This is a genomic window from Ciceribacter azotifigens (assembly GCF_048159625.1).
GTDB lineage: Bacteria > Pseudomonadota > Alphaproteobacteria > Rhizobiales > Rhizobiaceae > Allorhizobium > Allorhizobium azotifigens.
This window is the reverse complement of the sequence record NZ_JBLQTA010000002.1, coordinates 229949-242608: the sequence shown is the minus strand read 5'-3', so window position 1 is coordinate 242608 and position 12660 is coordinate 229949. Positions and strand designations below refer to the sequence as shown.

General features: G+C 64.3%; 11 protein-coding genes. 9 read left to right on the top strand and 2 right to left on the bottom strand.

What is annotated here, in order from left to right; translation table 11 throughout:
- Window positions 1–45: 45 nt before the first annotated feature.
- From ACM6UT_RS04110 to ACM6UT_RS04095, 4 genes are all read left to right on the top strand, one after another.
- Window positions 46–1107, top strand: coding sequence for a GGDEF domain-containing protein (locus tag ACM6UT_RS04110; RefSeq protein WP_416796099.1), 1062 nt, complete (start codon window positions 46–48; stop codon window positions 1105–1107).
- 129 nt (window positions 1108–1236) lie between these two features.
- Window positions 1237–3123: an ABC-F family ATP-binding cassette domain-containing protein gene (locus ACM6UT_RS04105; RefSeq protein ID WP_416796098.1), complete on the top strand. Its 1887-nt coding sequence runs from the start codon at window positions 1237–1239 to the stop codon at window positions 3121–3123.
- 58 nt (window positions 3124–3181) lie between these two features.
- Window positions 3182–3442 (top strand): type II toxin-antitoxin system VapB family antitoxin, encoded by a 261-nt coding sequence (locus ACM6UT_RS04100; protein WP_416796097.1) that lies wholly within the window; start codon window positions 3182–3184, stop codon window positions 3440–3442.
- Window positions 3429–3827, top strand: coding sequence for a type II toxin-antitoxin system VapC family toxin (locus ACM6UT_RS04095; protein WP_416796096.1), 399 nt, complete (start codon window positions 3429–3431; stop codon window positions 3825–3827). Before ACM6UT_RS04100 ends, ACM6UT_RS04095 begins: the two co-directional genes overlap by 14 nt.
- Window positions 3828–3843: 16 nt before the next feature.
- Here the strand turns inward: ACM6UT_RS04095 and ACM6UT_RS04090 are convergent, their stop codons facing one another.
- Entirely contained in the window at window positions 3844–4293 is a 450-nt protein-coding gene (locus ACM6UT_RS04090) for a DNA polymerase III subunit chi (protein ID WP_416796095.1), read from the bottom strand.
- Window positions 4294–4310: 17 nt separating this feature from the next.
- Window positions 4311–5822: a leucyl aminopeptidase gene (locus tag ACM6UT_RS04085; protein ID WP_416796094.1), complete on the bottom strand. Its 1512-nt coding sequence runs from the start codon at window positions 5820–5822 to the stop codon at window positions 4311–4313.
- Window positions 5823–6009: 187 nt separating this feature from the next.
- Between ACM6UT_RS04085 and ACM6UT_RS04080 the strand changes: the two genes are divergently transcribed.
- The 5 genes from ACM6UT_RS04080 to ACM6UT_RS04060 all read left to right on the top strand — a co-directional run bounded on the left by ACM6UT_RS04080 (window position 6010) and on the right by ACM6UT_RS04060 (window position 12643).
- A complete protein-coding gene (locus ACM6UT_RS04080; RefSeq protein ID WP_416796093.1) occupies window positions 6010–6783 on the top strand; it encodes a phosphatase PAP2 family protein in 774 nt (257 codons plus the stop codon).
- Window positions 6784–6893: 110 nt separating this feature from the next.
- Entirely contained in the window at window positions 6894–8072 is a 1179-nt protein-coding gene (locus ACM6UT_RS04075; RefSeq protein ID WP_416796092.1) for an LptF/LptG family permease, read from the top strand.
- Window positions 8069–9154, top strand: coding sequence for an LPS export ABC transporter permease LptG (gene lptG, locus ACM6UT_RS04070; RefSeq protein ID WP_416796091.1), 1086 nt, complete (start codon window positions 8069–8071; stop codon window positions 9152–9154). Before ACM6UT_RS04075 ends, lptG begins: the two co-directional genes overlap by 4 nt.
- A complete protein-coding gene (locus ACM6UT_RS04065; RefSeq protein ID WP_416796090.1) occupies window positions 9154–11499 on the top strand; it encodes an LPS-assembly protein LptD in 2346 nt (781 codons plus the stop codon). Before lptG ends, ACM6UT_RS04065 begins: the two co-directional genes overlap by 1 nt.
- Window positions 11500–11698: 199 nt before the next feature.
- A complete protein-coding gene (locus ACM6UT_RS04060) occupies window positions 11699–12643 on the top strand; it encodes a SurA N-terminal domain-containing protein (RefSeq protein WP_416796089.1) in 945 nt (314 codons plus the stop codon).
- The last annotated feature ends 17 nt before the right edge of the window (window positions 12644–12660 follow it).

The following is a 12660-nucleotide window of genomic DNA, read 5'->3' as shown; positions in this document are numbered from 1 at the left end:
CGCCTCATCTTGTTCCCGGAAAGAGCTTTGGATGGGGAAAGCGGGATGGGCCATCGGAACGAAGTGACTGCATCGACGGATAACGAGGCGACGGACCGGCTGCAGCGCGTCACGCAGGCGATGGCACGGCTCAAGGTCGACGCCCTGCCGCGTAATTACGAACTCTTCCACGAAGCGCTCTTCGGCCATGATCCGGCGCTCACCCGCGACGTGGCATCGCTTGTCCCGAACTCACCACAGCATGCGCTCGACCGGATCGGCCTCGCCTACCGGCTGACCGGCCATTGCGGGCTCATCGAGGAGAAGTCCTGCATGGAGGCCGCGCGTGTCCTTTCCGAGGCCGCAGACGAGATGGCCGCCGCCATTCGCGAGAAGCAGGCCTTCGTCAGCGCCATGGAAACGCTCCTTCGCGCGATCCGCGAGGACCGGGACCGCGGGGTCGACGATCTCCTCGCCGACATCGATTTTCTGCAGTCATCCGCCGCCGAGCTTCTCCGGAGCGAAAGCAGGGCCGAGCAGGCGCTGAAGGCCGGGCTCGACCGACTAGATGCGGTCGAGCGGGCGGCACGTGCGGCCAAGGCCGAAATCCTGCGCGACCGCCTGACCGGGCTGCCGAACCGCATCGCCTTTGCAAACCGCCTCGAGAGCCTCTACGAGTCCGGGGTGCTGCCGCGCGGAACCGCCCTTCTCATCGCCGACATCGACGGCTTCGGCGCCGTCAACCGCGATTACGGCACGGAGGCGGGTAACCGCATTCTCAAGCGGCTCGCCGCGATCCTGCGCAAATCGATCAAGAAGAACGACTTCGTCGCCTGCATCGGGGCCGACGACTTCGCCTTCCTCTTCGCCGACGTCGATATCGCCGCCGCGCGGACGATTGCCGGACGCATCCACGATTCGGTCGAGAACGGGCTGGTCTTCGCGACCGCGGCCGGCGAGGGCAACGGCGCACTCGGGCTGTCGATCGGGATCGCCCTCAGTGACGGTGCCGAGAGCGCGCAACACCTCGTCGCCCAGGCGGAACAGGCGCTCGCCGTCGCCAAAACGGACCCGCGCGCGCCGGTCGCCTGCTTCGCACCCGGCATCACCGGCCGCCGCGCCGCCTGACACCACAGGCTGAAACGGCCTGCGAATGTTGCCCGCCGGACACCCCGGCGAAGAGGCCGCATACCGGCGTGACCCGCAAGGCCGCTCCCGTCTTGCCTTTGACGAGCGCTTCCGCCAAAAGCCAAGGCCATGATTACCATCAACGACATCTCGGCCCGCATCGCCGGGCGGCTCCTGATCGACCACGCGACCGTTTCGCTGCCGGAGGGCACGAAAGCGGGCCTCGTCGGCCGCAACGGCGCCGGCAAGTCGACGCTCTTCAAGATCATCACCGGCGAACTTTCCGCCGAGACGGGGTCGATCACCATCCCGAAGAACGCCCGCATCGGCCAGGTGGCGCAGGAAGCGCCGGGCACCGAAGATGCGCTGATCGAGATCGTCATGGCTGCGGACAAGGAGCGGGCGGCACTGCTCAAAGAGGCAGAGACGGCCTCCGATCCCCATCGCATCGCCGAAATCCAGACGCGGCTCGCCGACATCGGCGCCCATTCGGCGGAGGCGCGCGCCGCGACGATCCTCGCCGGCCTCGGCTTCGACCACGAGGCACAGCGTCGCCCGGCCTCGTCGTTTTCCGGCGGCTGGCGGATGCGCGTGGCGCTCGCCGCCGTGCTCTTTTCCGAGCCCGACCTCCTGCTCCTCGACGAGCCGACCAACTATCTCGACCTCGAAGGGACGCTCTGGCTCGAGGACTATGTGCGGCGCTACCCGCACACCGTCATCATCATCAGCCACGACCGCGATCTCCTGAACACCGCCGTCAACGCGATCATCCATCTCGACCAGAAGAAGCTCACCTTCTATCGCGGCGGCTACGACCAGTTCGAGCGGCAGAAAGCGGAAGCCGACGAACTGCAGATGAAGGCGAAGGCGAAGAGCGACGCGGCGCGCAAGCACCTGCAGAGCTATATCGACCGCTTCCGCTACAAGGCGTCGAAGGCCCGGCAGGCCCAGAGCCGCATCAAGGCGCTGGAGCGCATGGGCACGGTCGCCGCCGTCATCGAGGATCACGTCCAGCCGATCACCTTCCCCGAACCGGAAAGGCAGCCGGCCTCGCCGATCGTGGCGATCTCCGGCGGCGCCGTCGGCTATGAGCCCGGCAAGCCGATCCTGAAGAACATCAACCTCCGGATCGACGCTGACGACCGCATCGCGCTCCTCGGCTCGAACGGCAACGGCAAGTCGACCTTCGCCAAGCTGATCGCCGGGCGCCTCAACCTGCAGGCGGGCGAGATGAAGCTTGCGCCGAACCTCTCGGTCGGCTTCTTCGCCCAGCACCAGCTCGACGACCTCGTGCCGAACGAGACGCCGGTCGACCATGTGCGGCGGCTGATGCCGCAGGCGGGCGAGGCGCAGGTGCGCGCCCGCGTCGCCCAGATGGGACTTGCGACCGAGAAGATGGCGACCGCCGCCAAGGACCTTTCCGGCGGTGAAAAGGCACGCCTCCTGATGGGGCTCTCGGCCTTCCATGCGCCGAACCTCCTGATCCTCGACGAGCCGACCAACCATCTCGACATCGACAGCCGCCGCGCGCTGATCGAGGCCCTCAACGACTACAACGGCGCCGTCATCCTGATCGCCCACGACCGGCACCTGATCGAGGCGACGGTCGACCGGCTGTGGCTCGTCAACAACGGCACCGTCAGCGTCTTCGACGGCGACATGGAGGATTATCGCAGCCTGGTCGTCGCCGCGGCGCGCAAGCCGGACGACAAGGACAGGGCCGATGCCGGCGCCCAGGTGAACAAGGCCGACCAGCGCAAGGCCGCCGCCGACAAGCGGGCAAGCCTCGCGCCGCTCAGGAAAAAGATCAATGAAATCGAGTCCCTGACGAAGAAGCTGGAGACTTTGATTCAGGCGCTTGATGCGGAACTTGCAGATCCGGCGCTCTACGAGAAGAGCCCGGCCAAGGCCGCGGAAAAGGCGAAGCAGCGCGGCGAGGCCGCGGCGAAGCTTTCGGCGGCCGAGGAACAGTGGCTCGAACTCTCCGCCGAATACGAAGAGGCGATGGCCGGCTGAGGTTTGAACACCCCGGAATATACGCTATGACGAAACCGTATATTCCGAGGGAATCACCATGCCTCTCTATGTGCGCGACGAAAGCGTCAACGCCCTGGCGGAACAGGCCCGGACGATCCTGAAAGCGCCGACCAAGACCGAGGCGATCCGCCTTGCGCTGCAGCGTGTGATCGAGGAGGAGCTGGCAAAGCCCTCGCTCGGCGAACGGGTCGCCCGGCTGCGCGAGAAATACGCGCTCGCCGACCATGCGAGTCTCCGGCCCTTCGACGACAAGGCCTTCCTGGATCAGATGTGGGGAGACGCCGATGTTCGTCGATAGCTCGGCCATCGTCGTCATCCTGATCGACGCGCCGGAGGCCGGTGCGCTCATCGAACGGCTCGACGCCACCGCCACCCCGCGCATGACGACGCCGACTGCCGTCTTCGAGGCGACGACCGTGCTCGGCAAGCGGCTGGACCTCGAACCTGCGACGGCCGACAGGCTGGTGAAGGAATTCCTCGACGTCCTCGAAATCCGCGTCACCCCGGTCACTGAGGAAATGGCGGCGAGCGCGCTCGAGGCCTTCGCCCTTTACGGCAAGGGACGGCACCCGGCGGCGCTGAACTTCGGCGACTGTTTTTCCTATGCCGGCAGCCGGGCGGCCAACGTGCCGCTGCTTTACGCCGGCGACGGCTTCTCGCAGACCGATCTCCGCCAATACTGAAGGCGGATCGTCAGGCTCAGGCCTTCTTTTCCCATCGTCCCTCGGCCGTCTGCTGCCAGTAGGTCAGCGTATGGCCCTCGCCTTTCAGCTTCTTCCACTGCGCACGGGCGGCTTCGAGCTGCGTCTGGTCGTAGCCGTCGAAGACGAAGACGACGCGGTCGTAGTCCAGCGCTTCCGGCGGTTCGGCGCCGTCGACGAGGAAGCGGACGCTCGCCGCATTGAGGTTTTCCGGCGAGACGGTCAACAGCACCGGCTGCTGCTCGGCGCCTTCGGCGGCATCCGTTCCGTGCGGCAGGAAGCTTTCGTCGCGCCATGTCCAGAGATGGGCGTCGAGCGCGTCACGGCGGGCGGGATCGGCGGTCTGCACCGCCACCCGCCAGCCGCGCTCGACGCTCTTTTCGAGAAGCGGCGGCAGGGCATCCTCAAGCTTCGATTCCGTCAGATGGTAGAAGAGGATCTCGGCCAAGTCGCCCGCCCTTCCCGTCACGCTTCGTAGTGCGCGCGCACCAGTTCGTCGAGGAGCCGCACGCCGAAGCCCGATCCCCACGAGCGGTTGATCTCGTCGGTCGGCGAGCCCATGGCGGTGCCGGCGATGTCGAGATGCGCCCAGGGCGTCTCCTGCACGAAGCGCTTGAGGAACTGCGCCGCAGTGATCGAGCCCGCCTGACGGCCGCCGGTGTTCTTCATGTCGGCGAATTTGGAATCGATGAGCTTGTCGTAGTCCTTGCCGAGCGGCATCCGCCACAGACGCTCGTTGGTCGCGAGACCCGCCGCCACCAATTGCCCGGAAAGCGTGTCGTCGTTCGAAAACAGGCCGGCATGCAGGTTGCCGAGCGCAACGGTGATTGCACCGGTGAGCGTCGCGAGGTTGATCATGAAGGCGGGCTTGAAGCGGTCGTTGCAGTACCAGAGTGCGTCGGCCAGCACGAGGCGGCCTTCGGCATCGGTGTTGATGACCTCGATCGTCTGCCCGGACATCGAGGTGACGATGTCACCGGGGCGCTGGGCATTGCCGTCCGGCATGTTTTCAACGAGGCCGATGACGCCGACGGCATTCACCTTCGCCTTGCGGGCGGCGAGCGTGTGCATGAGGCCGGTGACGGCGGCGGCACCGCCCATGTCGCCCTTCATCTCCTCCATGCCGGCGGCGGGCTTGATCGAGATGCCGCCGGTGTCGAAGACCACACCCTTGCCGACGAAGGCGATCGGCTTGTCCTTGTGCTTGCCGCCCTTCCACTGCATCACGGCAAGCCGCGGCGGCCTGACCGAGCCCTGGGCAACGCCGAGCAGCGCGCCCATGCCGAGCTTCTTCATGTCCTTCTCGGTCAGGATGTCGACCTCGACGCCAAGGGCTTCGAGCGCCTTCGCCTTGTCGGCGAATTCCTCCGGCCCCAGCACGTTGGCGGGCTCGTTGACGAGGTCGCGGGCGAGAACGACGCCCTCGGCGACCGCCTCGTTGTCGGCAAACGCCTTGCGCGCCGCGGACGCCTCGGCGGTGACGATCGTCACCTTGACCTCCTTCGGCTCGGATTTTCCGTTCCCGTTCCCGTTGCCGTTGTCGTCGCCCTTGCGGGTTTTGTAGGTATCGAAATCATAGTTGCGCAGCAGCAGGCCGAGGGCGAAGTCGGCGGCGGCCTTACCGTCCGCGTCGAGGCCGGGGGCATCGAAGAAGACCGTCACCTTTTCGGCAGACTTGAAGATGCCGGCCGCTGTACCCCCGGCGCGCAGCCAGTCATGGGCGGTGATCTCGGCGGTCTTGCCGAGGCCGAGAACGACGATCCGGTCCGCCGGCGAACCGTGCGGCGCGAGGATGTCGAGCACGGCGCGCGCCTTGCCGGTAAACTTGCCGATCTTGGCGGCCCTGGCGATCACGCCCTCGGGGTCGGCAACATCGGCGCCGGCGGCCGCGTCGGCACCTTGAACTTGAAGAAGCACGGCGATCCCGCCGCTGATCCGGTGATCCTTGGCAAAGGAAATGTCGAATTTGGAAGACATGGAGACTCCGGGGGAAGGTCGAAACGAAAGCCGGGATCATGGCCCTTTCGGTCATGAACGCAAGCGTCAATTGTGCCGACATACCGCTCTTTGCACCGTTGGCAAGACCTGCGGCCTCTCCCTCTTGCCTGCCGGGCGGGGAAGCAGATAGGGTCGCGCCGCCTCTAAAGGACCGGAAACAACCGACGTGAAGATCGACCTACAAGCCGCCGAGAGCGGGCACCTGCAACAGACCGCGACGCGAAAGATGCGGCGCGCTGCCGTCGCCCTTTTCATGCTTTGGTGGGTACTGCTGCTCGTCTTCTATTTGTGGCCGGACATCGATCTCGCAGTCGCCGGAGCGTTCTTCGAGCCCGGCCCGTGCACCGGGACTCATGCGCAGAGCACCGTCTGCGGCAGCTTTCCTTGGAGCAAGGATCCCCTCGCCGTCGCGGTGAGGAAGGTCTTCTTCTACGTACCCGCCGCCGCCGGCGCGCTGCTGCTCGGCATTCTCGTCAACGGTCTCGCCCGGCGCAGCGCGGCCTACGGTGCTGCGAGGCTGCAGCAGCTCGGCCTAGCGCTCGCGGCCCTTCTCCTCGGTCCCTATGTGCTGGTGAACCTGCTGCTCAAGAGCTTTTCCGGGCGCCCGCGGCCCTACCAGACCGACATCTTCGGCGGGGATCTGCCCTTCGTGCCGGCCGGCTCGTTCATGGGACAGTGCGACAACAACTGCTCCTTCATCTCGGGTGAGGCCGCAGGTGCGGGCTGGGTCGCCTGCCTCCTCCTCTTCCTTCCGGCGAAGCTCCGTCCGGTTCTCGCACCGCCGATCCTCGTCGTCGCACTGGTGACACCGGCGATGAGACTCGCCTTCGGCGGCCATTATCTCTCCGACGTCGTACTCGGCTGGCTCTCCTCGCTCGTCGTCTTCGCGGCCGTCTTTGCCGTGTTCGAAATATCGCGAAAACGGAAAATTGAGCGGTAGACGGACGAAATTCCGCATCGCTCCTGTCGCCAAATCGCCGCAACCGTCGTAGAGAACCGACTGTCCTCAGTCGCCGGCGCGGCCCGATCGTCACGCCCTCGGGAAATGGAATGAAGCTTCTCGAACACTACATCCTGCGGCGCGTCTTTCAGATGATGCTCACCGCCCTGCTGCCGGTCCTGGCGATCATCTGGACCACGCAGGTGCTCGGGCGAATCAATCTGGTGACCGACAGCGGACAGTCGGTCGGGTCGTTCATGAAGCTCGCCACCCTCATACTGCCGACGATCATCCCGGCGGTGCTGCCTTTCGCGCTGGTGATCGGCATCACCCAGACGCTTTCGGCGATGAACAACGACTCGGAACTGGCGGTGATCGACGCAGCGGGCGCTCCGCGCAGCATCATCAACCGCCCGATCATCGTCTTCACGATCCTGCTTTCGATATTCTCCTTCTTCATGGCGAACTTCGTCGAGCCGAAGCTGCGGGTCGCCGCCCGCGAAATGGTCGCGGCCGCCTATGCCGACCTTTTGTCGACGGTCATCGAGGAAAAGAACTTCCGCCGCATCGAGGACGGCCTCTACGTGCAGATTTCGGAGCGACTGTCCGGCCGCGTGCTGAAAGGGCTTCTCGTCGCCGATTCCCGCGACCCGGCCTATGACCTCATCTATTACGCACGCGAAGGCGCCGTCGACGAGACCGGCACCGCCCTGGTGATGCGCGACGGCGAAGTGCATCGCAAGGCGCCGGACGGCAACGTCTCGGTCGTGCGCTTCGATTCCTACTCCTTCGACCTTTCGGATCTGACGCAGACGCGCGGCCAGGCGCAATTGCACGCCCTCGACCGCGATCTGCCCTATCTCTTCAATCCCGACATGACCGATCCGGACGTCAAGAGAAACTACGGCGAATACCGCAGCGAGTTGCACAAGCGGCTGACCAGCTGGACCTTTCCGTTCGTTTTTGCGCTGATTGCGCTCGCCCTTTCCGGCAACGCCCGCTCCCATCGCGAGGCGCGTATTCCGCCGATGGCGACGGCGCTCACCACCGCGCTCGTCCTCTTCTGGCTCGGCAACTATACGGTGAAGCTCACGGAGAAGAACGAGGCCTATGCGCCGCTCATCTATCTGCTGCCGGTCGTCAGCGGCGGCATCGCTGCATTGAAGCTCTGGCGGGGTAATTCCTGGCGCCTGCCGCGCCCGCTTTCCGACAGCACGGCGCGCGCCATGCGCGCGATCAACGTGCGGCTTGCCGGCAACGAGACCGGCGGAGAAGGAGAGGCCCGATGATCTTCACCCTCGGCCGCTATTTCTTCCGGCGCTACATCGTGACGACGCTCTGGTTCTTCGTCGGGGTCACCTCGATCATCTATCTGATCGACTTCAGCGAGACCACGGGCCGGTTCGCCGGGCTGACCGGCTATTCGCTGCCGGGCGTCCTCTATCTGACGGCGCTGCGCCTGCCGCTCATCCTGCAGCAGACCATCCCGTTCGTCGCGCTCTTCGTCGGCATGACCACGCTGATCGCGCTCAACCGCAAGTCAGAGCTGGTCGTCGCGCGCGCCGCCGGCATATCGGTCTGGCAGTTTATGATGCCCTTCGTCGTCGGGGCTCTGATGGTCGGCCTTGTCACGACGCTGGTTATCAATCCGCTGGCTGCGTGGGGACAAAGCCAGGCGCTCAACATCGAATCGACCTGGCGCGAGGCGAGCAACCGCCGCAAGGAGACGGCTGCGGTTCCGTGGCTTCGCCAGATCAGCGGCAAGGATGACGTCGTCATCGGCGGAAGGACCGTTCTGGACAACGGAACCCTGATCACGGATGCCGTCCTCATCCACTTCGACAGCGACGGCCGGATCATCCTGCGGCAGGATGCGCGGTCGGCAAAATTGAAAGATGGTTACTGGCTTCTTACCGATGTCACCGAGACGCGGCCGGGCGAAGTTCCGACAAGGCTCGCGACAGCCAAGGTCAGTACCAATCTGAAACAGGAGTTCGTCCAGCAGCGGCTCGCACAGCCGGAGACTGTTGCTTTTTATGATCTTTCTCAGAAAATTGCAGTTGCACGATCGTTCGGCGTCTCGACCAAAGCACTTGAAACGCAGTTTCACTCGCTGCTGTCGCTTCCGTTCCTCCTCGTCGCCATGACCCTGATCGCCGCCACCGTCTCGTTAAAATTCAGTAGATTCAACCAGTCCCGGTCAGTGATTCTGGGTGGAATCCTGTCGGGCTTCGTGCTTTATGTTGTAACCACGCTTGTCAAAGCATTCGGAAGCAGCGGTGTCGTGCCGCCATTCGTCGCGGCATGGGTACCCGTCGTCGTGGCGATGGCACTCGGAGCGACGATCCTGCTTCACCAGGAGGATGGTTAGTGGCGGTAACAGACCGCGGAAATATCAGAAGGCTGTTTCTGGCCCTGCTGACGAGTGCCGCTGTGTGCTCCTACCTGTCCTCGACGGCCGAAGTGCGCGCGCAGGACAGCGGAGAATTGCGTAATCTCGAACCCAGCATTCCCGAGGATGCGAAGCTTCTGCTTGCCGCCAACGAGCTCGTCTATGATCGTGACGCCGAGCGCGTCGTGGCGCGCGGAGCCGTGCAGATCAATTATGCCGGCTACCAGATGGTCGCGCGGCAAGTGGAATACGACCAGAAGAGCGGTCGCATGACGGCGACCGGCAACATCGAACTGGTCGAACCGGGCGGCAACCGGCTTTATGCCGACACGATGGACGTCACCGACAATTTCGCGGACGGCTTCCTCAAGGCGCTCCGGATCGAGACGACCGACAACACCCGCCTTGCCGCCGAAAGCGGCCAGCGAGTCGGCGGCCGTGACATCATTCTCAACAAGGGCGTCTATACGGCCTGCCTCCCCTGCGCCGATCACCCGGAACGACCGCCGCTCTGGCAGGTCAAGGCCGAGCGCGTCGTGCAGAACGGGGAGACCCACACGATCCGACTCGAAAAGGCCCGCTTCGAACTCTTCGGCAAGACGGTCGCCGTGCTCCCCTTCCTCGAAGTGCCGGATCACACGGTCAAGCGCAAATCGGGCTTCTTGTTTCCCGAAATGCAGACCTCGCAGAACCTCGGCTTCGGTCTGACGGTTCCTTACTATATTGCCCTCTCGAACCAGCGCGACGCGACGATCCGCGCGACCGGCTTCACGAGCCAGGGCCTGCTTCTCGAGACAGAAGTCCGCCAGCGCTTCGAGAAAGGAACGGCGACGATCCGCTTCGCCGGCATCCAGCAGCTCAACAGCGAGAATTTCGACGCCGGCACCAGCGACGCGCGCAGGGACCAGCGCGGGATGGTGGCCTCCGAAGGCGAGTTCAAGATCAATCCCCGCTGGACGTTCGGCTGGGATGTCATGCTGCAGAGCGACAACAACTTCGCCCGCACCTACAATCTCGAAGGCCTCGACGGCACCACGCATGCCAACGACGTCTACCTGACGGGTCTCGGTGAGCGGAACTATTTCGATCTGCATGGCTACTATTTCGACGTGCAGGACGCGGATCCCGAGAACAATGCCGAGAAACGCCAGCCGGTCGTGCTGCCGTCGCTCGACTACAGCTATGTCGCGCCGGAGCCGGTGGCAGGCGGACAATTGTCCGGTACGCTCAACTTCACCGCGCTTTCGCGTTTCAAGACCGACGAAGTCGACACGGATGCGGACGGCATCAGCGACCGCTTCCGCGGCCTGAAGGGCTCCATGAGTCGAATGACGGCAGAGACAGAATGGAAGCGGACCTTCTCCGTTCCCGGCGGCCTTCAGCTTACCCCGCTGCTTGCTGCCCGCGGCGACGCCTACTGGCTCGATATGAACAGCCCGACGGGCTATACCGGCGATTACTACGACGAGGCGACCGCAAGCCGTCATATGCTGACGGCAGGGCTCGAGGCGCGCTATCCGATCCTTATCACCACCGACAACAGCAGCCATATCGTCGAGCCGATCGCGCAGATCTATGCACGCAACGACGAGCAGCTTGCCGGCAGGTTGCCGAACGAGGATGCGCAGAGCTTCGTCTTCGACGCCACCAATCTCTTCGAGCGTGACAAGTTCTCCGGCTTCGACCGCGTCGAGGGCGGCACCCGGGCCAATGTCGGCATTCGCTATACCGGCACGCTCGACAACGGTTTCGGCCTGCGTGCCATCTTCGGCCAGTCCTACCACCTCGCGGGCCTGAACTCGTTCGCGACGGACGATCTCGTCCATGCAGGCGCCGATTCCGGTCTGGAAACCGACCGCTCCGACTATGTCGGCATGGCCGGGATCGACATACCGAACGGCCTGACCCTGAGCGCGAATGCGCGTTTCGACGAAAGGACCTTCGACGTCCGCCGCACCGACGCAAGCCTCGGCTTCACCAACGACCGGCTGCTGGCGAACCTCACCTACACCCAGATCGCCGCACAACCGGAATATGGATTCAAGGACAAGAACGACGAGTTGCAGGCGGCAAGCTCGGTGAAGGTCGACGAATACTGGTCGGTCTTCGGTTCGCTCACCTGGGACATCAACAACGCCACGGTCAACCGCAAGGGGATCGGTATCTCCTATGCCGACGAGTGCACGATCTTCTCGCTGGTCTATTCCGACAAGCGGGACCCGGAAGACGAGTCCGCGAGCGACTGGACGATCGGCGCCCGGCTAACTTTCCGCACACTCGGCGACGTGCGCGTCGGCAAGACCGACCTCGCCGGCTTCGATTGATCGGGGTGCCGGGGCGATCAGGCATGGGCGTATCGCGATCATCCTTTCGAGCATTCGCGACGAACGCCGGCGGCGGGCCGGCGCGAATGTCATTGTTTCGCCGCACGGATTGTGCAATCCCTGCGGCACATTATACTTCGGTGGCCAACGAAATGCCGGGTCGCGCCGACGAATGCGCGCCCGAGGGAAAGGAATGCCAATGACTTTTGGCAAAAAGCAGACACGTATGCTGCTTCTCTGTGCGGCAGCACTCGCCTTCACCGCGGGTCCCGGCCCTCTGCCCGGCGTTCCCGTCGCCCATGCGGCAAGCGAGGTCGCCGTGGTCGTCAACAAGACGGCGATCACCACGGGTGACGTCGCCAAGCGCGTCGCCTTCCTGCGCCTTCAGCACCGCAAGGGCGACCTGAAGAAGATGGCACGCGAAGAGATGGTCGACGAGACCCTCAAGCGTCAGGAGATCGCTCGCGTCGGTATGTCGGTCAGCACCGAAGATGTCGATGCCGCCTTTGCCCGTTTCGCAAGCTCCAACAAGCTCTCCGTCCAGCAGCTCACCGGGATCCTGAGCCAGGCCGGCGTCACGGCCGATCACTTCAAGGCCTATATCGCCGTCTCGATGAGCTGGCCGCGCCTCGTCAACGCCCGCTACGGTTCCCGCGGCAAGCTTTCAAGCCAGGAGGTCGCAACGCGCCTGCTCGAGCGCAAGGAGAAGCCGGTCACTACGGAATATTTCCTGAAGCAGGTGATCTTCGTCGTTCCTGCGAACAAGAAGGGCATCGTCGGCAAGCGCAAGTCGGAGGCTGAGGCCTCGCGGTCGAAGTTCCCCGGTTGCGACCAGGCGATGGAATTCGCCAAGAACTATCGCGACGTATCGATCCGCAATCTCGGCCGCGTCCTGGCGCCGGAACTGCCCGACGACTGGAAGCCGCTGATCGAGAAGGCGAAGGGTACGACGACCGGAACGCGCGTCACCGAGCGCGGCGTCGAATATCTGGCGATCTGCAACCAGCGCCAGGTATCGGACGATGTCGCGGCGGAAGTCGTCTTCCGCGCCGAAGACCTCGGCAAGGACAAGCCCGCAGACAATCCGAACGCAAAGAAGTACCTCGACGACCTGCGCTCCAAGGCGCAGATCGTTTATCGCTGATCCCAGGGGCACTCGAC